Origin of the sequence: Paenibacillus hemerocallicola, assembly GCF_006265175.1 — a bacterium.
Taxonomy (GTDB): Bacteria; Bacillota; Bacilli; order Paenibacillales; family NBRC-103111; genus Paenibacillus_AB; species Paenibacillus_AB hemerocallicola.
Map to the genome: position 1 here is coordinate 15,257 of NZ_VDCQ01000082.1, position 22,957 is coordinate 38,213.

The window sequence follows — 22,957 nt, forward strand, 5'->3', positions numbered from 1 at the left end:
CCGAGAAAAACTACGGCAGCTTAATCCGCATCCGCCTTGGAGGCCTCTTGAAGAAACGGGTGGTTGACCGACCGCCGTCATGCAGAGAAACACCGCGCGCCGGGAGCAGCGCGGTGCGAGGGTGCAACGTGTTTGCCATAATTAGAGGAACTACATTCCTTTATTGCCCCGAATACCGTTACACGCTTGAGGATAACGGAACATGCTTCCGTTATTTTTTGGTTTTTCGGGGTGAAATGATCGTGAACAGCGAAATAGCGGAATGTACTTCCGTTATGTTGCGACCGACATCCGTATTCGGGTCAAATAGCATACTCCAGCTCCGCTATGATGGATTCACGGTCTCACTAGCACCGGCAAAGGCGGCCAGCCTTTACCGATCACGCGGCAAATTCACTCCTGTACGCGGATCGTGCCGTCGCAGAAAAACCGTTCCGTATCTTTGGAAGATTCGGAACGGTTTTTTTTACGCAACGTAACGGACGTTCAAGATCGCTTATTTGCGGCGGCCGCAGCGGCATTGGCAGCCGCGTTTGTGCTTGTGAGGGTGGCGTTTGCCTTTGCGCGCTCCTTCGTTCCGATTGCGGTTGCCTCCGGTCTGACCTCCGCGATTGCGGTTGCCCCCCGTAATATTCTCGTTGGGGACGCCTCGCGTAAGGCTGCCTTCATTGCGGTTATTGCCGCCCGTTAGACTTCCGCGGGTGCGCTGTCCGATAGACCGGTTGCCGCCCGTACGGTGACCGGGCGTACGGTGACCGGGCGTGCGCTGTCCGCCGGTGAGGCTCCCTTTCGTGCGATTGCCGCCGGGGATGAGACCGGGGCTGCGATCCGCCAGCCATCTTTCATACAGCAGATCCGGTACGTTTTTGATCGTAGGCATGGATTCGACTCCTCCTTTCGTGCACCAGTGGTATAGTGTATGACTCGTCCGGGCGGTTTGGTTCTGGTTATATGTGCATACGGCTGAAAAATGGTGCTATGGCGGAACGCCGCGGGAACGTTTCGCCTGTCCGGAAGCAGGCGAATCCGTCTCCCGCGAACGGGGGCGCTTCTTTTTCGCGGAGTGCATTTCCCCTTTTTCTCCGTGCATTTGCGAACCTCTTTCTGGGTGAACGCATATGTTGCAGATGACTACTCCTGGAAAAGAAAGGTGACCCGGATGAAAAAGAACAAATCAAGCGAAGGTTCGAGACGAAGCAAACAATCCGGTCAAAGAATCTATAACGCGAACACTAACGAGCTGAGCTGGCTGGACGACGATAGGGATAGAGCGGCAAAGCAGCTACGCAACAAGAAGTCTGCCGCCGAAACGGATCCAAACGCAAGCAAGCCATCCGATAAGTCCGCTATTCCGGACGAAACGGTGGAGGAAAAGGCAGCCGTCGCTTCCGTACTCGCTCCCGAGGCTCCCGAGGCTCCCGAGGCAACGGCTGCTGAGGAAGAGCAGCAAAGCCCGCCTGTTCCGAATGTCGAAGTATTTGCCGAACCTTCGGATATTTCGCCCGTCCTGTTGCTGTTCGAGCGGGCGCAGCACGAGAATGTGGCCGTCGTCTATACGGACGACATCGTCGACGAAGCCGTGACGAACGAGAAGATCGCCAACCGTTCCATAGACGGAACGAAAATCAAGCCGGGCTCGATCGGACGCGATTCGCTTGCCGATTACGCGGTAGATAACGCGAAGCTGGCCGAAGGCAGCGTAACCGCGGGCAAAATCGCCCAGGCATCCATCGAGGATAAACATATCGTCCAAGGAACCATCTCCGGCAAAAAGCTGAAGTCGAAATCGATCGGCGGCGACAAGCTGATCGACAACAGCATCACGTCGGAGAAGCTCGCCGATAAAACGATCGATTCGATGAAAATCGCCGAAGGCTCCATTGTGGCGAAGCATCTGCACAGCCAAAGCATTTCGACGGATCTCATTCAAGACCAGGCCGTCGTCAGCGAGAAAATCAAAAGCGGAGCCATCTTGTCGGTCAATTTGGCCAACGGCGCGGTCAACTCGGCCAAAATCGCCGACGGCGCCATATTGACCGAGAAGCTGCGGGAAGGCAGCGTGACGGCCGACAAGCTGGCGGATAACAGCGTCGGATCGACACACCTTCAGAATGGCTCCGTAGTGGGGGAGCATTTAGCGGCTGGGACGGTGGCCGCGGAGCATATTTTACCAAACAGCGTCCACGCGGGGCATCTGTCCGAAGGAGCGGTCGAAACCGGCCATCTGGCGCCGCAGGCGGTGACGGGCGACAAGCTGGCGGCAGGATCGGTCGGATCGCTTCAGCTGGAGCCCAATTCGGTCCAATCGTCGCATCTGACGCCAGGGTCCGTACGAGACATCCAATTGGCGGCCGGCGCGGTCACGACGCCGAAGCTCGCTCCAAGAGCAGTGACGGCCGAGCAGCTGCAAGACGGGGCGGTCACCGAGGCGAAGCTGGCGAGCGGCGCGGTTACGGCGCCAAAGCTGGCGGAAGGATCGGTAACGTCGGGAAAAATCGCGGATAGGGCAATCGAGCGCCGCCATCTGGCACCGGGTGCGGTCAACACGTCGGAGATCGAGACCGAAGCGGTTGGCGAGACGGAGCTTGCGCCCGACAGCGTGGTCACCTCCAAGCTGATGGACGGAGCCGTAACGGAAGCGAAGCTGGCCGACGGCGCGGTTACTTCGAATAAGCTCGCCGCGGGCACGGTAACCGCCGAGCATTTGGCCGACGGCGCGGTTACCTCCGAGCTGCTGGCGGACGGTTCCGTCCTGTCCCGGCACGTGGAGCCGGGCGCGATCGGTACCGAGCATTTGCGCAAAAATGCCGTCGGCACGGAAACAGTACAGGACTATTCGATCACATGGAACAAAATCGCGCTCGGCTCCATTACGCGCAACCATCTGGTCCAGGGAACCGTCTATACGCACCATATCGTCGATCACGCCGTTACGACCTCCAAGATGGCCCCGGAAGCGGTCTCGACCGATAAGCTGACGAATTTGGCCGTGACGACGTCGAAGCTGGCCGACGGCAACGTTACCGCTGCGAAGCTGGCTGCCGATGCCGTTCGCAGCGAGCATTTGGCCGCAGGCTCGGTCGTATCGGAGCATTTGAGCATAGGTCTCATCCAAGGCGAGCATTTGGCCGAAGAAACGGTAAGCGCCGAGCATTTGCGCGAGAACGCCGTTACCGCCAGAGCGATCGGCGAAGGCTCCGTCACGGAAGCGAAGCTGGCGAACGGCGCGGTGACGATTTATAAGCTCGCGCCGGACAGCGTGGACGGCAAGCGGCTTGCCGGCGCCTCGGTAGACGTTCGGCATATTGTGTCCGGTGCGGTAACGGCGGCGGGGCTCGCCGACGGCAGCGTAGGATCGTCCCATATCGTTCCCGATGCGGTGACGGGGCGCCATGTGGCGGGCAGCTCCATCAGCGGGCCGCATGTTGCCGAAGGGGCGATCGTCTCTCGTCACTTGGCTGCCGGCAGCGTGAACGGCAAGCATTTGATCGACGGCGCAGTCGTATCCCGTCATTTGGCTGAGGGTAGCGTAGGTCCGGCGCATCTGGCGGCCGGCTCCGTAGCGCCGCGGCATCTGGCGGATAACAGCGTCGGTTCGGCGCATTTGGCGGGATATTCGGTCGGTCCCGAGCATTTGCGGGAGGATGCGGTATCGACGGATGCGCTCCAAGACGGCGCTGTTACGGGAGAGAAGCTGGCGAACGGAGCGGTAAGCGCGAACCAGATCGCCCCGTCGTCCGTGACCGGCGACAAGCTGGCCGTCGAATCGGTGTCGGGGGTACACGTCCAGCCCGAGACGATTCAAGGCTATCACCTGAAGCCGGGCGCGATCCGCGGCAACCATCTGGAAGCGGGTGCCGTCTCGAACGGTCACTTGACCCGCGAAAGCGTCGATGGCGACAAAATCAAGCCTTCCTCCGTCGGTGAGGAGCATTTGGCGGCGGGAGCCGTGACCTCCGAAATAATCGGATTAAACGCCGTGAAAGCCGAGCATATATCCGTTCAGTCGATTCAGTCCGAACATGTGGCTCCCCTGACCGTCGCCGTGACGCATCTGCAGGATCAAGCGGTATCGACCGCGAAGCTGCAGACCGGCGCGGTAACGGAAAGCAAGCTTGCCGCACATTCGGTAACGGCCGATAAGCTGGCGGCGGAAAGCGTCCGCGGCGAGCATTTGAAGGCGGAATCGATCCGGGGCTACCATCTCCAGGCAGGCGCGGTCAAAGGCTACCATTTGGAGCAAGGCGCGCTCCGCACCGAGCACTACGGAATAGGCAGCGTAACCGGCGACAAGCTCGCGGAGGCTTCCGTCGGTACGGAACAGCTGGCTGACGGCTCCGTTACGGGGGAGAAGCTGACCCGTGCATCGGTGGGCAAGGAGCATCTGGCCAACGAGTCGATCGAATCCCGCCATTTGACCGATCAGTCCATCGCCGAGGAGCACATTCAAGAAGGCGCGATCGCGACCGGGATGCTGCAGGATGAAGCGGTGACGGGAGAGAAGCTTGCGGCCGGCTCGGTAACGGCGGAGAAGATGGCCGCGGAATCGGTGACCGGAGATAAGCTCGCGGAGGGCAGTATAACGGCAGATAAGATCGCTGACGGGTCCGTCACGGCCGACAAGCTTGCAGAAGGTTCGTTAACCGGAACCGTAATCGCTGCCGAGAGTATCGAAAGCCGTCATATCCGACGCGAAACGATCCAAGGCTACCACATTGGAAGAAACGCGATTCAAGGCGAGCATATCGGCAATGTGGAATGGATCGCAGGGCGATTGGCCGACGGCAGTCTATCCGGCACGAAGCTGCAAGGCCGGTCGATCTCGTCGAAGCAGCTTGCTGCGGACAGCATAACGGCGGACCATCTTGCGGGCTCCAGCGTTACGGGCGAGAAGCTGGCCGACGGAGCGGTGACGGCCGACAAGCTGGCGGACGGCTGCACGACGGAGGAGAAGCTGGCGAACGGGTCGGTGACAGCCGACAAGCTGGCGGATGGAGCCGTGACAACCCGCCATTTGGCCGAGGGCAGTGTCGGGTCGGCACAATTGGCAGAAGCTTCGATCGGCTTCGAGCATTTGCGTCCCGATGCGGTTTCTGCGGCTTCGCTTCAAGACGGTGCGGTGACCGAAGAGAAGCTGGCGACCGGGGCGGTCGGCGAGGATAAAATCGCCCCATCGTCGATCGGCGGCGATAAAATCAAAACATCCTCCGTCGGGGAAGCTCATTTGACGGAAGGAGCCGTGAGCGCCGGTAAAATCGGATTAGAGGCCGTAAGGGCCGAACATTTGTCCGGGGAATCGGTCCGCTCCGATCATGTGGCACCTTCCGCCATCTCCGAACGGCATTTGCAAGATCAGTCCGTCACGTCCGCCAAGCTGCAAAACGGATCGGTAACGGAAAGCAAGCTGGCCGACCATTCGGTTACGGACGTGAAGCTTGCGGCGGAAAGCGTCGGAACCGAGCACGTAAAGGCCGAGTCGCTTCGCGGCTATCATCTGCACGCCGGTTCGATCAAAGGCTATCATCTGGAACAAGGCATCCTCCGGTCCGAGCATTACAGCTCCGGCAGCGTAACCGGGGAAAAGCTCGCGGAAGCGTCCATCGGTACGGACCATTTGAGAGATAGAGCCGTTACGGGGGAAAAGCTGGCGACCTCGTCGGTAGACAGTGAACATCTGACGGACGCCTCCGTCGAATCCCGCCATTTGTCCGATCAATCCGTTGCGGAACAGCACATCCAAGAGGGCGCCGTCTCGTCGGGAATGCTTCAGAGTGAAGCGGTAACGGAAGAGAAGCTCGCAGCAGGCGCGGTTACGGCCGAGAAGCTGGCGGCAGGCAGCATCACGACGGAGAAGCTGGCAGTCGGGTCCGTCAGCGCCGAGAAGCTGGAGTCGGGTTCCGTCACAGCGGACGCGATTGCTTCGGACAGCGTGGAGGGCCGCCATATTCGTCCGGAAACGATCCAGGGCTATCATATCGGAACAGGAACGATCGGCTCCGAGCATCTCGATGGCGGGGAATGGATTGCCGAGCGACTGGCCGACGGCAGCGTTGCCGGACATAAGCTGCAGGACGGATCGGTTACGTCGGCGCAGCTCGCGCCGGACAGCGTCACGGCTTATCAGCTTGCTTCCGGCAGCGTCCTGAACGAAACCATTGCCGCAGAATCGGTGACCGCGGATAAGCTTGCCTTCGGCAGCGTGACCTCAGAGAAGCTGGCGAACGAGTCGGTGAATTCCGGCAAGCTGGCGAACGATGCCGTAACCGCCGGGAAGCTGGCCGACGGAGCCGTAACGGGAGCGGCCATCGCAGCGGAGAGCATCGAGAGCGCGCATATTGGCATGGAAGCGATCCAAGGCTACCATATCGGAAGAGGCGCGATCGGCGAAGAGCATCTGAACGGCGTGGAATGGATTGCCGACCGATTGGCGGAGGGAAGCGTCGCCGGATATAAATTGCAGGACGGAACCGTTACGTCGCAGCAGCTCGCGGCCGAGAGCGTCACGGCAGAGAAGCTGGCGAACGAGTCGGTGAGTTCCGGCAAGCTGGCGAACAATGCCGTAACCGCCGAGAAGCTGGCCGACGGAGCCGTAACGGGAGCCGCCGTCGCAGCCGAGAGCATCGAGAGCGCGCATATCGGCGCGGAGGCGATCCAAGGCTACCATATCGGAAAAGGCGCGATCGTAGAAGAGCATCTGGGCAATGTGGAGTGGATTGCCGACCGACTGGTAGACGGTAGCATCGCCGGGAACAAGTTGCAGGACGGAACGGTTACGTCACAGCAGCTCGCCGCCGACAGTGTGACGACGGAGCAATTGACGTCCGACAGCGTAACGAGCGAGAAGCTGGCGGACGATGCCGTAACCGCCGAGAAACTGGCAGACGGAGCCGTAACGGGAGCCGCCATCGCAGCCGTGAGCATCGAGAGCGCGCATATCGGCGCGGAAGCGATCCAAGGCTACCATATCGGAAAAAGCACGATCGGCGAAGAGCATCTGAGCGGCGTGGAATGGATTGCTGACCGATTAGCAGACGGTAGCATCGCCGGGAACAAGCTGCAGGCCGGAACGGTTACGTCGCAGCAACTCGCAGCCGACAGCGTCACGACGGAGCAATTGAGGCCCGACAGCGTAACGAGCGAAAAATTGGCAAACAGATCAGTCACTTCCGAGAAGCTGGCGAATAGATCGGTTACCGGCGCGATCCTCGCCTCCGACTGCGTCGAAGGCATTCACATCCGGCCGGGAACGATCCGGGGTCACCATATCGAGCCCGGATCGATCGAGCTGCACCATCTCAAAGGGATCGAGCTGCCGTTTAACGTGGCCGACACTGGCATCCAAGCCGATAGCCCGAGCGTCTCCGGCGCCCAGTTAGCCAATGGCGAAGTTACCGAACCGAAGCTGGCCGATCAGGCCGTCACATCCGAGAAACTCGCAGCCGGAGCGGTTCGCGGCGAGCACGTAGCCGATGGCGCGATCTCGTCCGACAAGCTGGACTTCGTCCCCGTACGGACGACCGCCAAATCATCGGGCGCGCTCCAGCAGTGCGGAGCCGTACCGTTCCACTTCCCCGTCCATGCCGAGACGGTGTGCGTGGAGGTCGCTTTCGAGGAGCCGTTTGCAGCTCCAAACTTCGTCCTGGTGGCGATGACGAACCATACGGCCTGCTACTCCGTATTGAAAGCCCAGTCGGAGACCAGCGCCGTCATCGAGATTGTAAGAACCAAGTTTACTCCGGAGCCGTCCGGCATCGTGAACTGGATTGCGATGGGTACGAGAGCGTAATGAAATGAGAGAGCCCCCGGATAACGTTGAGTTATTCGGGGGTTTTATATATGAATAATTCCCTGTTTCGCCTTGCTGAAGCAACATGTCAGCGGGTTTGTCGTACTGCTACTTGCAAAACAGCCATGGCGAGGTTGTGCTGATAGGCAACACGTCGGGAACGGTCGTGATCAGGAGGCACGAGGAGTGACTGAAGTATTAATAAGTTGAAAAGTACGGAGGTTTTAATAAACTATTAACTTAGAGTAATCTATAAGCCTCTATAACCCAAACAGGCAAAAATATCTTGAATTAGCTAATCACTTCAATGTAAAAAAGGAGGAAAGTCGATGTCTCGTCAGAAATACAGAATTGGAGATTTGTTTGTTTTTAAGTTAGAAGACGGCTCTGATAGGAATGGTTTTGGGCGTGTTGTAGGACTCGATAAACCATCCATTTTAGTTGAACTATACGAGCCGATGGACATTAATAATATTCAAATTACTGATGCTGTTAAGGTCTTATTTACTGTGTGGTGTACTGATACGGGGATTACTCGGGGAATTTGGAGGATTGTTGGTAATTTCGCGATTCCTACCGATCACTCCCCTCCGAAATTTTATAAATCGCAAGCATTAACTGATAAGTTTTTTTTGATTGATGGGCAGGAAACGGTTGAAATAACTAAGGAACAGATTGGAGATGCACAGCCTTATGGGATCTTTGGTCATGGCGCTGTTCGTATAAAATATGAACATGATTTAAGTAAGAAGTAATATTGCAGGGTAGTCGCTTAATAACTTTGACCTGGCACATCGAACGGTAGACTCATACTTGAAATTTCCCCTAACAAGTAAAAAAAAAGCAGTTATTTGGAAACCGAAAGCGAATCAAGCTACTTGGCTATAAGTAGTAGTTCCGAATTATATGTTTTTATATCAGTGGAGTTATTTGATTCTTTACAATCTGCTTCTTATTTGGACAAGATCCTATCATGGTATATGTATATACTTAAATATAATATAATAGCAGCGAGTTAACTTGACTTCGCCGCCGTGTCTTTCAATTTCCTGTTAATCCATTTTCAGTGTGCCCATCAACACTTTAAAGCTCGTCAATATCGGTATTTTCATGGTCACGCCAGTTCTTTACTAAACCGAAACAGTTTTTTCGCTACGAAGAAGGTTTGTTCTATAAAGCAACCATTCTGAGAAAATAAATTCGTAGTCATCTGACTGGTCGTATTCTGCATATTCCTGATATCCTTCTTCAGTATACCCTCCCCTTCAACTAAACCTACCTGCAAAACTACATCTTCTACCCCATTTTTTCCAGCAACCACCTCACTTTACATGCAAAATTGCAGTTACATTCCGGGAGAAACGTCCAATTTTGGCTGAAATCCGCCAATCTACCTGTATTTTTGCAGGTAGATCGTACTCGAACGCCTCTTTTGCCTCGAACGAAATGCACTTTTGCACGTAGGCTAGCTTGGGCACGCAAGCAGTAGTCGGTTCGAAAACTGCAAGCGTAACGAGGCGCTGTTCTTCTTCTTCTTCTTCTTCTTCTCGCAAGCATTTGATCCAGGGAGCGAAAAAATCCCGGTCCGCGCCACGTAACCCGGGTGCCCTGCATCACCTCAGCCCTATTATCGTCCCATCAGCTCACCCAACAGAAGCATAGCACTGCAGCATCACCGGATACTTTTAGAAAGCCGCCCCCCAATTTCTCCAAACCCCAACACATTCCCCCGCTACCCGTCATATACCTCAATAACAATTCCCGCGCCGCATGCGGTCGACCGCCGTCATGCAATGCCACGCCGAGCGCTGGGAGAATCACGGTGTCCGGGTGGAGCGCACAGCCCTTTTTCCCGGACAATCGGCAGATGCCCTTCCGTCGAATGCGGATTTTCATAAAATGACTCGTAAGAAAGCTTCCCGCGAATACCTATTCCGGCGGCTCGGGCGTCGGATGGGGAGAGGTCGGAAGCTTCTCGCAAGGACGCTTTTTCGTCAATAACGTTTTCGTTTGCATTCACGCTTCAAGCGAAATCGGAGGTGAAGGATGTTGAAGTCACGCACGGGCAAAAGAAGGAAACCGTTACGGAGAACGGTCCGCAAAAGCGCCCACCGGAAAACCTCGGCTTCCGCACCTGTCGTCTCGTCGAAGTCCCGTTCCGCGTCTCCATCCGCCGCTCCGCCGAAAGCGTCGACGTCTCCTGACGCGGTGCCGCCGAGAGCGTCTCAGTCGCCGACACCCGTCGTATCCGTCGTGATCCCGGTCGTCAACGAGCGCAAGACGATTGCCCGCGTCATCCGGCAAGCGTTCGCCGTTCACCGGGACACGGAGGTGATCGTCGTGGCGAACGGTTCGACGGACGGCACGGCGCAGGTGGCGCAGTCGCTCGGCGCGAAGGTGCTGCATTTCCCCGAGCCGCTCGGGCATGACGTCGGACGCAGCATCGGGGCGAGGGAAGCGAAGGGGAGAATCGTGCTGTTTACGGACGGCGATATCGTCATCCCGGCCAGAGAGATGATGCCGCTCGTAAAAGCGGTGGAGAACGGGGTCGATATCGCGCTGAACAGCTATTTGGGACCGACCGACAAGATGAACGTTCACGGCGTCGTGCTAGCCAAGCACGCGTTGAATATTGCCCTGTCCCGCCCGGAGCTGAAGGGGGCGTCGATGACGACGATTCCCCATGCGGTCAGCCGGAAGGCGCTGGAGGCGATCGGCTGGGAGCATTTGGCGATCCCGCCGAAGGCGCAGGCGATCGGGATATGCCGGGGACTGGATGTCCGCGCCGTTCACTATATCGAGGTCGGACGGACGAACCCGAAGCGGAGAAGGCGTCAAGGCAACGATCCGCTCGAAGGGCTGATCGTCGGCGACCATCTGGAGGCGCTCGACTGGTATATCCGGGCGACGAACGAAAGGGGAAATAAGCCCGACTTGACGCGGGCGAGGGAAATCGTGAGGTGAATTCATGGGTGGCTTACGCAAACGCCGCAACCGCATGACGGGACGCGTGCGCAAACAAAGACTGCGTCGTTATCGCAGGAGGGGAACGCTGAGAGGCAGACGCGCATTAGGCCGCAAAGCGGCCGCTCCCGCAGCCGTCACAACTAACTCGGATCCGGGAATGGCGCTGCGGGCGTTCGAGGCGGGTCGCGAAGCCTCGATCCATTCGAGCGATACGGAAAATGCCGGGCCGTTGAAATGGATGAACCGGTGCTGGAACGACTGGGCGGACGCGAACCGCGTATCGGGCTTAGGGTGGAGCGCCTATCACGATATCGCCGGCAAATTTGCCGCTGGCTTCCAAAGCGCGGCGGGCGTCAGACTGGGCAATGTGGTTCTCGTGCCGACGCGGAAGACGATCGGCGCGGTCGTCACGGCGATGAATGAGGAGAAGGCGATCCCCGGGGTGATGGAGCAGCTGGGACGGCTGCCGCTTGACGAAACGATCGTCGTCGTAAACGGCTCGGCGGACCAAACGTTCTGGAGCGCGAGAAAGTTGAGCGGGGGCATCGTCGTGCACTATGTACGGCCGCTCGGCCACGACGTGGGGCGGGCCATCGGGGCGAAGCTGGCCCGAGCGGATATCGTGCTGTTCTTGGACGGCGATTTTCCGATATTCGCCGAGCATCTCGTACCGTTTATTCATGCGGTGGAGAAAGGGACGGATGTGGCGTTGAACGACATCACGCCGTATATCGACGTCTTTGCAAGCCGCGATCCCGTAACGATCGTGAAGGAGATGCTGAACCGTGCCCTCGGCCGGGAGGAACTGGCCGCCAACTCGTTGACGGCGGTGCCGCACGCCTTATCGAGGAAGGCGCTCGATACGATCGGCTGCGCCAATCTGATGGTGCCGCCCAAGGCGCAGGCGCTCGCGATCCGGAACGGGCTGCGGGTCGATACCGCGATGAGCGTCGACGTCATTTCGAAAAACCGGGTAAGGGACAAAAATTCCGGGCGCGACAATCCGGTATCCCATCTGATCGTCGGCGATCATCTGGAGGCGCTCGAGCTGCTGATGCGAACGGACGGAGCAAGATTGAGGGACGCCGACAATATCCGCAACCGCAACGTGCTCGGGAGGGCGACGTCATGAGCGTAACGAGCATCGTCATCCCGACCTACAACGAGCTCATCCTGCTGCGGGAATGCTTGCAAGCGATCGAGACTTATACGGACAGTCCGTACGAAATCGTAGTCGTCGATAACGGCTCGACGGACGGGACGGTGGAATATTGCCTCAAGAAGCCGGTCACGCTCGTCTCGCTCCCCCATAATCGGGGATTCCCGGAAGCGTGCAATCTCGGGCTGAAGGCGGCAAGCGGCAGCGAGCTGCTGCTGCTGAACAACGACGTAGTCGTGTCGAAGGGCTGGCTGACCAATATGCTGAGCTGTTTGCATAGCGGAGAGCTCGTAGGCATCGTGGGCCCGCGAACGAACTACGCGAGCGGGAAGCAGCAGATGGAGCTGTCCTATGGCAGCTTGGACGAATTTCACCGTCAGACGGAAACGTTAAACAGTCCGGACCCCCAGAAGTGGGCGGAAGTGAACCGGCTCGTCGGGCTGTGCTTCCTGTTCAAGCGGGAGTTGATGGAGCGGATCGGGCTGCTGGACGAACGGTTTTCGCCGGGGCATTACGAGGACGACGATTATTGCTACAGAGCCCGGCTGGCCGGGTACCGGCTGCTCATCGCCGGAGACACGGTCGTTCACCACCACGGCAGCGCAAGCTTCCGCAAGCAGGGGCAGGATCGGATGGACCGGCTCGTAGAGACGAATTTCCATAAATTTGTCGACAAATGGGGGATCGATCCGAAGGAGTTCATATGACGAGGCTAACGCGGAAAGGATGGAGGACTTGTGAAGGGCGTTATATTGGCGGGAGGCACGGGCACGCGACTGGCCCCTTTGACGAAGGTGGTCAACAAGCATTTGCTGCCGGCGGGAAAGTACCCGATGATCCATTACGCGGTCCGCAAGCTGGCGCAGGCCGGCATTGAAGACATTTTGATCGTGCTCGGCAAGCAGTCCGCCGGCCTGTTCCTCGATTACTTGGGCAGCGGCAAAGCGTGGGGCGTCCGGCTGACGTACCGGATTCAGGAGGAAGCGGGAGGGATCGCGCAAGGACTTTCCTTGGCCGAAGGGTTTGTCGCCCCCGGCGAGAAAATGGTCGTCCTGCTCGGCGACAACCTGTTCGAGGACGATCTGAAGCCTTTCGCGGACCGGTTCAACCGCCAGGAGCGTGGCGCGATGGTCATGCTCAAGGAGGTTGAAGATTTGCACCGGTACGGCGTGCCGGTATTTTTGCAGGACAGCATTATTTTTATCGAGGAGAAGCCTTCCACTCCGAAATCCGGTTACTGCGTGACCGGCGTATACATGTACGATTCGGCCGTGTTCGACGTGATCCGCAAAATCCGGCCGTCGCAGCGCGGGGAGATGGAAATTACCGACGTGAACAACGTGTATGCGGTGAACGGCGAGCTGCGCTACGGTCTGCTGACCGGCTGGTGGACGGACGCGGGTACGTTCGATTCGCTTCGGGAAGCCGGGGAGAAGCTTGCCTCCACGGACGGAGACGAACGATGAGGCAGTACGATTACGTCGTCATCGGCGCCGGCATTATCGGGCTGACGATCGCGTTGGAGCTGAAGAGTCGCTATCCCGACGCCTCGATTGCCGTTGCGGAGAAGGAGTCGGACGTCGCGTATCACGCCAGCGGCCGGAACAGCGGCGTTCTGCATGCCGGCTTCTACTATACGGCGAACAGTCTGAAGGCGAAGTTCGCCCGCGAGGGCAATCGGGCGATGCAGCAATATTGCCGCAGCCGGGGGCTTGCCGTCAATCCGTGCGGCAAGCTCGTCGTGGCGGGCGACGAAGAGGAGCTGAGAGGGCTCGAGGAATTGAAGCGGCGGGGCGATGCGAATGGAGTCGAGCTGCACTGGATGAGCGAAGAGGACATCCGGAAGGTCGATCCGAATGCCCGCACGTTCCGCAAAGCGCTTTTCTCACCAACCACGGTTACCGTCGATCCGCTTCAGGTGTGCATGTCGATGAAGCGGGACGCGCTCGGGCTGGGCATCGACCTCCATTTCGATGCAAAGTACGAGGGACGCTGGGAGGAAGGCATTATGACCGGCAAAGGCCCGATCCGCGCAGCGTACGTCGTCAACGCCGCCGGGCTGTATGCCGACCGGATAGCCCGCGATTACGGATTCGGCGAGCGGTATACGATTATTCCTTTCAAAGGGATGTACGTGAAATATGTGAAAAACAAAACCGATATCCGCACGAATATTTATCCGGTGCCGAATCTCGCCAATCCGTTTCTCGGCGTTCATTATACGAAGACTGTGGACGGTAGCATCAAGATCGGCCCGACGGCGATACCCGCTTTTTGGCGCGAGCAATATCGCGGCTTTTCCCGTTTCAAGCTTGGGGAGTTTCTGCATATTTTGTATTACGAGGCGAAGCTGTTCGTCACCGATTCGTTCCGGTTTCGCCGGCTCGCCTTCCAGGAGATGAAAAAATATTTCAAGCCCCATTTCGTCCGGCTGTCGATGAAGCTGGCGGGCAACGTCGATCCGGACGGGTTCGGACCGTTTATGCGGCCGGGCATCCGCGCCCAGCTGCTGGACAAAAAAACGCTGGAGCTCGTGCAGGACTTCATCGTGGAAGGGGACGATCGATCGATGCATGTGCTCAATGCCGTATCTCCGGCTTTTACGTGCTCCATCCCGTTCGCCGCATACGTCGTCGATACGATCGCCGCCCGCCGGTCCGCACAAGGCTCTGAAATGGAAGGAGTTTGACACTTTATTATGAAGCGAATCGATACGTTGCTGCCGGGAGTGTTCCTGCTGGAGCCGGTCGTTCATGGCGACCACCGCGGTTATTTTATGGAAAGCTATACGCGAAGCAAGCTCGAGGGGCTCGGCCTGACCTACGATTTCATCCAAGACAATCAGTCGTTGTCGGCGCAGGCGGGCGTAATCCGCGGGCTGCATTACCAGCTGTCCGGGAAAGCGCAGACGAAGCTCGTGCGCGTCCTGACGGGCGCCGTCTACGATGTCGCAGTCGATATCCGCAAAGGCTCGCCGACGTTCGGCAAATGGATCGGCGTCGTTCTGAGCGAGGACAACAAGCGGCAAATCGTCGTGCCGAAAGGGTTCGCCCACGGTATTTGCACGCTCGTGCCGAATACGCAGCTGCTGTACAAGGTGGATGAGTATTATTCGCCCGAGCACGACCGGGGTATTTTGTGGAACGATCCGGAGCTCGGCATCGACTGGCCGGCGTCGGCCCCGATTTTGTCGGCCAAGGATCAGGGCCAGCCGCGGCTGAAGGACGCGGAGATCGATTTTGCCTATAGGGAGGGACAATGATGCGCACCGTACTAGTTACTGGGGCCGGAGGCTACATCGGGTCGGTTCTGGTGCCGAAGCTGCTCGCCAAAGGCTTCAAGGTCAAGGCGCTCGACCGGTATTTCTTCGGAACCGACAAGCTCGAGCCTCACCCGAATCTCGTGACGATACACGAAGACAGCCGCCGAATCCGGGAGGAGCATTTCGCCGAGGTGGAGGCCGTCATCGACCTCGTGGCGTTGTCCAACGATCCGAGCGGCGAGCTGTTCCGCGAAGCGACGTACCAGATCAACCATATTTCGCGGGCGAGAACGGCGGACATGGCCAAGAAGCTCGGCGTGAAAACGTACATTTTACCGTCCTCCTGCAGCATTTACGGGTTCCAGTCTCCGGATGTCATCGTCGACGAGCAGTCTGCATCGAACCCGCTGTCGACTTACGCCAAGGCGAACGAGAAAGCGGAGGAGAGCGTTTTGCCTTTGGCGGACGACCGGTTTACGGTCGCGGTCATGAGGCAGGCGACCGTGTACGGCTTCTCGCCGCGGATGCGGTTCGATCTGGCGATCAACGGAATGACGCTCGGAGGCTGGAAAAACGGGGTCATCCCGCTCATGAAGGACGGATCGCAGTGGCGGCCGTTCGTTCACGTGCAGGATACGACCGACGTCATGTGCCTGCTGCTGGATGCCGACCCGGCTGACGTGAACGGACAAATTTTCAACGTCGGCTCGAACGACAACAATTACCAGCTGGGCCCGCTTGGCGAAACGATCGCACAGACGCTGCCGAAGCCGGTTAGCATCGAATGGTACGGCGAACCGGATCACCGCTCGTACCGGGTCAGCTTCGACAAGATCGGGCGAGCGTTGGGCTGGAAGGCGCGATGGACCGCGGCGGAAGGCGCGATGGAAATCTACAACGCCCTGGAGGCCGGACGCGTGCCTGAATTCGAGCAGACGATCACGTTGAACTGGTATCAGGAGCTGACAAAGTGGCACCGGATTATCCGGCAGACGGAAATGTATGGCGGCATGATCGATATCCGGGGAGCCGACGGCCGATGAAGCGGATCGTCCTGCTCGGAGCGAACGGACAATTGGGCACGGACATCCGGCGCGTCTTCCGAGACGCTCCGGTGGACCTTGTTCCGCTGTACCGCGGCGATATCGACGTAGAACAGACCGAGAGAATCGGCGGGGTGTTGCGGGGGATCGGCCCGTATGACGCGCTCATCAACTGCACCTCTTACCATAAAACGGACGAATGCGAGGATTACGCCGCCAAGGCGTTCGCGGTCAATACGCTGGCACCGAGAGAGATGGCCGAAGCTTGCGGCGAGGCCAAAGCGGTGCTGGTCCATATTACGACCGACTACGTGTTCGACGGCCGAAAACGGACGCCATATCTCGAGGAGGACGCGACATCTCCCCTGAATGCATACGGCGTCTCGAAGGCGGCGGGGGAACATTTCGTAGCGGCTCACCATGACAAGTTTTTCATTCTGCGGGTATCGTCGTTGTTCGGTACGGCGGGGGCAAGCGGGAAAGGGGGCAATTTCGTGGAAACGATGCTGCGCGTCGCCGCGGGCGGAGCTCCCCTTCGCGTCGTGAACGACCAGATCATGTCGCCGACCCATACGCTCGACATCGCCGAATCGATCAAGATGCTGCTGATGGAGGGCGTGGACGATTACGGCATTTACCATTGCTCCGGAGAGGGCGAGTGCAGCTGGCACGACTTCGCTGCGGAAATATTCCGGCAGCGCGGGGTTGTGGCCGACTTGCGTCCGGTGACATGCAGCGAGTTTCCGACGAAGGCGAGAAGGCCGGCGTACAGCGTGCTCGATAACGGCAAGCTGAATCGCCTCCGTCCGATGCCGCATTGGAGCGATGCGCTCCGGGACTATTTCCGTCTCAAGGACGAGGGCGGACAACAAAGGGGGTGAACGCATGCGCCGGTTGAACGCCAAGACGAGGGAGACCCCTCTCCCGGCCCCTCCGCGCGACGATGGGATAGTCGGCTGGGGGGACGGTTACAGGGAGGGCAAAAACGAAGGATACCATTACGGCTTGTGCGAATCGATTTATCGTCAGGCGGCTTCCGCGACTGCCGGGCTGCGCGATGTGAAGGTGCTGTACGTAAAGGCGGACGGCGCTCCTTACGCCGCACTCGATCAGGGAATCGAAGAGGCGCTGCGGTCGTCGGTCCGGGAGGTCGTCGTCGCCGCGCCGGAGCAGGATGTCGTGCAGCTGTGCGAAGCGGCGAGACCGGATCTGGTGCTCGTCCTCGATGCGATCGGACAGTCTTTTCCAACGGAGCAGATCGACCGGATGCGGTCGAAAGGCTTCCGTACGGCGGTATGGCTTCCCGACGATCCTTACCATTCCGACAAAACCGTCGCGATCGCTCCCCATTACGATTTCGTGTTTACGCTCGAATCGAGCTGCGTCGAGCTATATCGCGAATTGGGATGTCCGCACGTGCATCACCTGCCTTTCGCCGTCAATCCGGGCTATATCCGGCATGTCCGGGTGGATGAGTCGTACCGGAACGATATTTGCTTCGTGGGCAGCGCCTTCTGGAACCGGGTCCATTTTTTCGACGAGATCGCCGACTATTTGGCCCGGCAAAAGTTCAAAATCATCGGCTGGTGGTGGGACCGGATGCGCAGCTACGAGCTGTTGGCCGATAAAATCCACGGCGTATGGCTTTCTCCGGAGGAAACGGCCAAACATTACAGCGGCGCGAAAATCGTCATCAACCTGCACCGGTCGACGGAGGACCCGTCGCACAACAGCAATAGCCGCAACATTCCGGCGACTTCGGTCAACCCCCGTCTGTTCGAAATATCTTCATGCGCCACGCTCCAGTTGGTAGACAACCGGACGGAGCTGCCGGGCTTGTATACGCCGGGGTACGACATCGCGACTTTTTCCACGCCCGGCGAGCTGGTCGACAAAATCGAATACTATTTATCCCATGAGAACGAAAGGCGGGAAATGGCGAGAAGAGGGTTGCATCGGACAGTGAGCGAGCATACGTACCGGAAACGGATCGAGCGGCTGCTGGGAGCGGTGTTCGGATAATTACCCAAGCTTCGGAGCGTATTCCGATTACTTCCGGGGGAGCCCCCCGAATAATACCGTGAAGAAAGGAGGGGAGCGAATGCCCACAAAAAAAGCCGTTTGGCCCCTTGGCTGGGAGGACGGCTACAGGGCGGGCCGGCAGGAAGGGCGACGGCTCGGCACATGCGAGGCGATCTCGCGTCAGCTTCGTTTCGAGGCGCCGGTACTGGAGCTGCGGGTGCTCTATGTCCGGACGGGGCTATGGTCATACGATCCGCTCGACCAGGGCATTATCGACGCCTTGCGCCAATTGGTCCGCGAAGTTCATGTAGCGGTTCCGACCGACGATACGGTCGCGCTTGCCGCGAGTGTCCGTCCCGATCTCGTGCTGTCCCTGAATTCCGTCGAGTGCTTGAGCGTCGCAAAGGTGGACGCGATTCGCGGCATGGGCATCCGCACCGCGGTCTGGTTTACCGACGACCCTTACTTTATCGATGCGACCAAGCATATTGCCCCTCATTACGACTACGTATTTACGCTGGAGGAAGCGTGCGTGCCGGTGTACCGGGAGCTGGGCTGCGCCAATGTCGCCCATGTGCCGTTCGGAGCGAATACGGCCTATTACTTGCCGAAGCGCACTGAAGCCCGATTCGAGGCGGACATCTGCTTCATCGGGAGCGCCTTTGTCAACCGGGCCGCTTTTTTCGACCGGATCGCTTCCTATTTGCAACGGAAAAAGGTGTTTATCGCGGGCTACTGGTGGGAACGGATGGCGAACTTCCCTATGCTCGCCGGTCAAATCCGGAACGGCCAATGGGTATCGCCGGAAGAAACGGCGTCGTTCTACAACCGGGCCAAAATCGTCATCAACCTGCATCGCTCCATCGATGATGAGACGAATCAAAACGTCGGCGGCATTCCCGCGTTGTCGGTCAATCCGCGAAGCTTCGAGATCGGCGCCTGCGGGGCCTTTCAATTGACCGACGTCCGCCATAGCCTGGGAGCCGCTTTTGCGCCGGGGGAGGAGATTGCGACTTACGCGTCGCCGGAGGAGCTAATCGAGAAAGCGGACTATTATTTAAACCATGAGGAAGAACGGCAAACGATCGCGCTGCGGGGCTATGCTAGAACGATGCGCGAGCATACGTATCCGAGACGCGTCCGGCAGCTGTTGGTCACCGTTTTCGGCTGAACGGACATTTGGTCGGATGTCCCCGGCACGGATGGACCGGGGACGAATACGATAAGGGAAAACCAGCACAATTCAAGGTGGTGACGTCACTTGTCTCGTCTCGTTTTGCGCAAGAAGAAACTGCCGTTTAAGCGAAAAGGGCGGCTTCGACGAAAGGCGTTGCGGAATTCAAGAGGCAGAACGCGCAGTTTGACCGCCGGCGTCAAGTCCGGCGACTCCTTTAACGAAGGCTATAATACGGGATATAACAAAGGCTACAACGGCGGCCACGAGGAAGGCTACCGGCAAGGCAAGTACGACGGCGAGGGCCGGAACGAGTGGCGGGACGGCGTCGACGGACTGATCGATTCGTTCATTCCGGAGTATGAAATATTGCCGGATTTCACGGCGGAACAAATCGTCGCGGCGGGGGTCGAGCATCTGCGTCCCCATTTCCGGCATATGCTCACGCCGGATGAGCTGGCAGGCCGCATCCTTCATGCGCTCGACACGCGTTCCCCGTTCTCCCTCGTACGGATCGGCGACGGAGAGCTGCTGACGCTTGCGCAGGGGAGCGTGCTCAGCGTGGAACAGGTCAAGGAGCAGGGGCCGTTTCTCGGCTATGCCGGCGTAGACGTGCCCGACTTCGACGCGAGGGATCAGGTGAAGGAGGCGATCAAGCAAGCGACGGTCGTCGGCATTCCGAAGCTGCGGGTGCGCAACTTCCAACCGCTTGCCCTCGCGGTATTCAACGCGCACGGCATCGGTTACGGATCTGTGACGCTGACCGATTCGTTGATCAATTACTATTTGTACCATGCCGGACATATTTCCCGGATCGTGGGCGGGCGTCGCGTGCTCATCGCTGGGATGCTTGCGGAGCCGCTTGCCGACTATATGCGGCAAAACGGGGTGAACGTCGTGGCGACGGTATCGCCGGTCGAAGGGGTGAAGGACGTTCCTCGCGTCATGGAGGAAATCGCCGCCCGCGATTTCGATATCGCGCTCGTCGCGGCCGGAGTCGCCGCCGTCCTGCTCTCGCAGCGGATCGCCACCGAGCTCGGCAAGGTCGCCATCGATTTCGGCCATCTGGCCAATTCGATGATCAAGGGCGAAGCGCCCTTCAAATAGACGGGAAAGGGGGAGAAATCGTGGGAACGAGAAAGCGCAAGGGAGCCCGGGCACGGGTTTCCTTGATGAACGCCACGTACAATAACGGCTACAATACAGGCTACGATACCGGGCATTCGCACGGCTACGGACTGGGCTTCCAGAAAGGAAGCGATTCGTACGCCGCCGGCTTCGACGGTACGAGCATCGTCATCCCGTCGTACAACCAGCAAGCTTATTTGGCCGATTGCATCGAGAGCATCGGGCAATATACGCCGGAGCCGCATGAAATTATCGTCGTCGACAACGGTTCTACGGACGGTACTGCCGACTATTTGCGGTCACTGCGCAAAGCGACCGTCCGGTACAAAATCAGCGAACGCAACCTCGGCTTTGCCGGCGGCGTCAATCAGGGGCTGATGATGGCGCGCGGCTCGACGCTCCTGTTTCTGAACAACGATACGATCGTTACGGAAGGCTGGCTGTCCAATCAGTTGGCCTGCCTCGGCGGCAGCGACCGTCACGGGCTGGTCGGACCGGTTACGAACTATATCAGCGGCGATCAGTTGATTTCTACCACGTACGGCTCTACGGAAGAAATGCACCGATTCGCGAAATCGTTCAACCGACCCGATCCCGGCAAGTGGGCCGTAACCGGGAGGCTGACCGGTTTTTGCGTGCTCATGCGCAAAGAGGTGTTCCGGCGGATCGGTTTTTTGGACGAAGGATTCGAGATCGGCAACTGCGAGGATGACGATTTCGGCTTTCGCAACCGGCTGCTCGGTCTCGATCTGGTCATCGCGAAGGATACGTTTATCCACCATGTCGGCAGCACGACGATCAAGACGCTCACACCGGCCGAGTTCGAGGAAATGTACGCGCGCAATCTCGCCTTTTACTCCGACAAATGGGGCGAGACGCATGCGCTGCTGCAGGAAGTGTCCGGCCATTGGAACGGAAGTCCGCTCGCCGTAAACGATTTTTATCCGACGCACGTCACCGTGAAAGGAACCGGTCCTACCGTATTTTGGGTGGAGCATGGCATACGGCGTCCATTGGAGAGCTCCGACGGAATTCAGGCAACCCGGCTGTCGCAGATCGAATTGAAAAACTGGCCTTCCGGCGAACCGATTTCCGTCGCGGAATGGAACGCCAAGCAAGCCGTAATGGCTGCCGCGGGAAGCCCAGGGGGGCCGCTTGCCGAAGGCCGGATTGCGCAAACTCCGGATGGGCGGCTGTACCAGCACCGCGGCGGAAAGCTTCACCGCCTTGTAACGGCTTGGGTCACGGAGGTGTGGAACTTGAACCGGCATCCGGTCCAGACATTGACGGAATCCGAGGCGGCCGCTTATCCGATCGGACTGCCGGTCATCGCGCCGCCGATCATCAAGGCCGACAATATTTAGAAAAGGCGAAGGCAGCTTTTCTTTGCTTGCGCATGGATGAGGCTGCCGAGAAGTATGCAAGAGAGGAAGCAGTTACAACTTGATTCGAGCGAATGCTTCCATAGCAAGCTTTGCATGCGCATGGCTCTTAGGAGGGATAGTATGAGCGTCATCAGGAAGAAGAAGTCCGCCGGCAAATCGGGAAGAAGACGCGTGCGTCGCGCCGTCAAGCGTCCCGGAGGAAAGAGACGGCTGGCGAAGCGGGGAAAGCGCCGGCTGCTGAGACGCCGCCGCGCGGTCGGCGGAGCAGCGCCGCAGGCCGGGGCCCAAATGACATATGACCAAGGCTACAACATGGGATATAACAAAGGCTTCGACGAAGGCTTCGCTCAAGCGTTCGAAGAAGGCTATCAGCACGCTTACGCGTCTTAAGCCCCGCAAAAAAGGCGAACCGTTAATACGGCATACAGCAAGATCCCTTGCTTTCGGGGCACGCGATGAAAACATATGGAGGCGGGGCTAAAGCCGTTGGTTTGCCCGATAAGGGCAAATCGACGGCTTTCGAAGTAAACCTGGCTTTGAGTCATGAGCTATTACCAAGTCGTGCCCCTTGCAAGCCCGATGAGCAAGTCTGCACCGGGTACTGGCGGCATATTAAGCGACGGAGGAAGTCTACGATTGCCGTCCGAAAGCCGGAAGGTTAATGGTGAACGGCGGGCGGTGGGCTGTTGGCCGATTAGCATGCTACACGTATAAGTAAAGTTGAAAAACCGGCTCGTTTGAAGGATACAATAATCGGCTGATGCGGATGGTTAGCCAACCGTATATTACTCCGTGATCGCGATGTACTTGATGTATGCTGCAACTTCAGCGCCTCGTCGTGGAATTACTGAACCTCATTTCGCTAATCGCTTGCCGGATGGGAAAATTCAGCGAAAAGTGATCCCAGAGGTACTGCTAAGGTCGGCTTGGTCCGCCGCCGATGAAACGGGAAACAGAAATAAGGTTGAAACCGGCACTATTGTCGGCCAAAAGAAGGGAAACCGACGCGGATAGTGCTGAAACCAACCTTA

General features: G+C 58.3%; 16 protein-coding genes. 15 read left to right on the forward strand and 1 reads right to left on the reverse strand.

The window, feature by feature from the left end:
• Positions 1 to 496 precede the first annotated feature (496 nt).
• Positions 497 to 880: a hypothetical protein gene (locus FE784_RS35755; protein WP_139607027.1), complete on the reverse strand. Its 384-nt coding sequence runs from the start codon at positions 878 to 880 to the stop codon at positions 497 to 499.
• A 279-nt stretch (positions 881 to 1,159) separates the two neighbouring features.
• On the opposite strand from FE784_RS35755, the gene FE784_RS35760 reads away from it, so the two are divergent.
• The 15 genes from FE784_RS35760 (at position 1,160) to FE784_RS35830 (ending at position 22,316) form a co-directional block, all read left to right on the forward strand.
• A complete protein-coding gene (locus tag FE784_RS35760) occupies positions 1,160 to 7,786 on the forward strand; it encodes a WIAG-tail domain (RefSeq protein WP_176706751.1) in 6,627 nt (2,208 codons plus the stop codon).
• 329 nt (positions 7,787 to 8,115) lie between these two features.
• Positions 8,116 to 8,541, forward strand: a complete 426-nt coding sequence (locus tag FE784_RS35765; RefSeq protein WP_139607029.1) for an Imm26 family immunity protein — start codon at positions 8,116 to 8,118, stop codon at positions 8,539 to 8,541.
• 1,291 nt (positions 8,542 to 9,832) lie between these two features.
• On the forward strand, positions 9,833 to 10,750 hold the full coding sequence (locus tag FE784_RS35770; protein WP_176706752.1) for a glycosyltransferase family 2 protein: 918 nt from the start codon (positions 9,833 to 9,835) through the stop codon (positions 10,748 to 10,750).
• Between the two features lie 4 nt (positions 10,751 to 10,754).
• Positions 10,755 to 11,885: a glycosyltransferase gene (locus FE784_RS35775; RefSeq protein WP_139607030.1), complete on the forward strand. Its 1,131-nt coding sequence runs from the start codon at positions 10,755 to 10,757 to the stop codon at positions 11,883 to 11,885.
• Positions 11,882 to 12,619, forward strand: coding sequence for a glycosyltransferase family 2 protein (locus FE784_RS35780; protein ID WP_139607031.1), 738 nt, complete (start codon positions 11,882 to 11,884; stop codon positions 12,617 to 12,619). The genes FE784_RS35775 and FE784_RS35780 overlap by 4 nt, the downstream gene beginning before the upstream one ends.
• A 30-nt stretch (positions 12,620 to 12,649) precedes the next feature.
• Complete coding sequence (locus tag FE784_RS35785) at positions 12,650 to 13,378, forward strand: sugar phosphate nucleotidyltransferase (protein ID WP_139607032.1); 729 nt, start codon at positions 12,650 to 12,652, stop codon at positions 13,376 to 13,378.
• On the forward strand, positions 13,375 to 14,601 hold the full coding sequence (gene lhgO, locus FE784_RS35790; RefSeq protein WP_139607033.1) for an L-2-hydroxyglutarate oxidase: 1,227 nt from the start codon (positions 13,375 to 13,377) through the stop codon (positions 14,599 to 14,601). Before FE784_RS35785 ends, lhgO begins: the two co-directional genes overlap by 4 nt.
• Positions 14,602 to 14,610: 9 nt before the next feature.
• Positions 14,611 to 15,174, forward strand: a complete 564-nt coding sequence (gene rfbC / locus FE784_RS35795) for a dTDP-4-dehydrorhamnose 3,5-epimerase (protein ID WP_139607034.1) — start codon at positions 14,611 to 14,613, stop codon at positions 15,172 to 15,174.
• On the forward strand, positions 15,174 to 16,217 hold the full coding sequence (locus FE784_RS35800) for an NAD-dependent epimerase/dehydratase family protein (protein ID WP_139607035.1): 1,044 nt from the start codon (positions 15,174 to 15,176) through the stop codon (positions 16,215 to 16,217). Before rfbC ends, FE784_RS35800 begins: the two co-directional genes overlap by 1 nt.
• Positions 16,214 to 17,098 (forward strand): dTDP-4-dehydrorhamnose reductase, encoded by an 885-nt coding sequence (gene rfbD, locus FE784_RS35805; protein WP_139607036.1) that lies wholly within the window; start codon positions 16,214 to 16,216, stop codon positions 17,096 to 17,098. Before FE784_RS35800 ends, rfbD begins: the two co-directional genes overlap by 4 nt.
• A 4-nt stretch (positions 17,099 to 17,102) precedes the next feature.
• The gene (locus FE784_RS35810) at positions 17,103 to 18,239 is read left to right on the forward strand and encodes a CgeB family protein (protein ID WP_139607037.1); all 1,137 of its coding nucleotides are present in this window, start codon (positions 17,103 to 17,105) and stop codon (positions 18,237 to 18,239) included.
• A gap of 79 nt (positions 18,240 to 18,318) precedes the next feature.
• Positions 18,319 to 19,410, forward strand: coding sequence for a CgeB family protein (locus FE784_RS35815; RefSeq protein ID WP_139607038.1), 1,092 nt, complete (start codon positions 18,319 to 18,321; stop codon positions 19,408 to 19,410).
• A 90-nt stretch (positions 19,411 to 19,500) separates the two neighbouring features.
• Entirely contained in the window at positions 19,501 to 20,520 is a 1,020-nt protein-coding gene (locus FE784_RS35820) for a GT-D fold domain-containing protein (protein ID WP_246132341.1), read from the forward strand.
• Between the two features lie 20 nt (positions 20,521 to 20,540).
• Complete coding sequence (locus FE784_RS35825) at positions 20,541 to 21,905, forward strand: glycosyltransferase family 2 protein (protein ID WP_139607039.1); 1,365 nt, start codon at positions 20,541 to 20,543, stop codon at positions 21,903 to 21,905.
• A 141-nt stretch (positions 21,906 to 22,046) separates the two neighbouring features.
• On the forward strand, positions 22,047 to 22,316 hold the full coding sequence (locus tag FE784_RS35830; protein ID WP_139607040.1) for a hypothetical protein: 270 nt from the start codon (positions 22,047 to 22,049) through the stop codon (positions 22,314 to 22,316).
• Positions 22,317 to 22,957: the final 641 nt, after the last annotated feature.

Coding starts and splice junctions, on each gene's coding strand:
- lhgO (WP_139607033.1), top strand. CDS start 13,375: ATGAGGCAGTACGATTACGTCGTCATCGGCGCCGGCATTATCGGGCTG.
- FE784_RS35765 (WP_139607029.1), top strand. CDS start 8,116: ATGTCTCGTCAGAAATACAGAATTGGAGATTTGTTTGTTTTTAAGTTA.
- FE784_RS35780 (WP_139607031.1), top strand. CDS start 11,882: ATGAGCGTAACGAGCATCGTCATCCCGACCTACAACGAGCTCATCCTG.
- FE784_RS35755 (WP_139607027.1), bottom strand. CDS start 880: ATGCCTACGATCAAAAACGTACCGGATCTGCTGTATGAAAGATGGCTG.
- rfbD (WP_139607036.1), top strand. CDS start 16,214: ATGAAGCGGATCGTCCTGCTCGGAGCGAACGGACAATTGGGCACGGAC.
- FE784_RS35800 (WP_139607035.1), top strand. CDS start 15,174: ATGCGCACCGTACTAGTTACTGGGGCCGGAGGCTACATCGGGTCGGTT.
- FE784_RS35810 (WP_139607037.1), top strand. CDS start 17,103: ATGCGCCGGTTGAACGCCAAGACGAGGGAGACCCCTCTCCCGGCCCCT.
- rfbC (WP_139607034.1), top strand. CDS start 14,611: ATGAAGCGAATCGATACGTTGCTGCCGGGAGTGTTCCTGCTGGAGCCG.
- FE784_RS35760 (WP_176706751.1), top strand. CDS start 1,160: ATGAAAAAGAACAAATCAAGCGAAGGTTCGAGACGAAGCAAACAATCC.
- FE784_RS35775 (WP_139607030.1), top strand. CDS start 10,755: ATGGGTGGCTTACGCAAACGCCGCAACCGCATGACGGGACGCGTGCGC.
- FE784_RS35830 (WP_139607040.1), top strand. CDS start 22,047: ATGAGCGTCATCAGGAAGAAGAAGTCCGCCGGCAAATCGGGAAGAAGA.
- FE784_RS35815 (WP_139607038.1), top strand. CDS start 18,319: ATGCCCACAAAAAAAGCCGTTTGGCCCCTTGGCTGGGAGGACGGCTAC.
- FE784_RS35770 (WP_176706752.1), top strand. CDS start 9,833: ATGTTGAAGTCACGCACGGGCAAAAGAAGGAAACCGTTACGGAGAACG.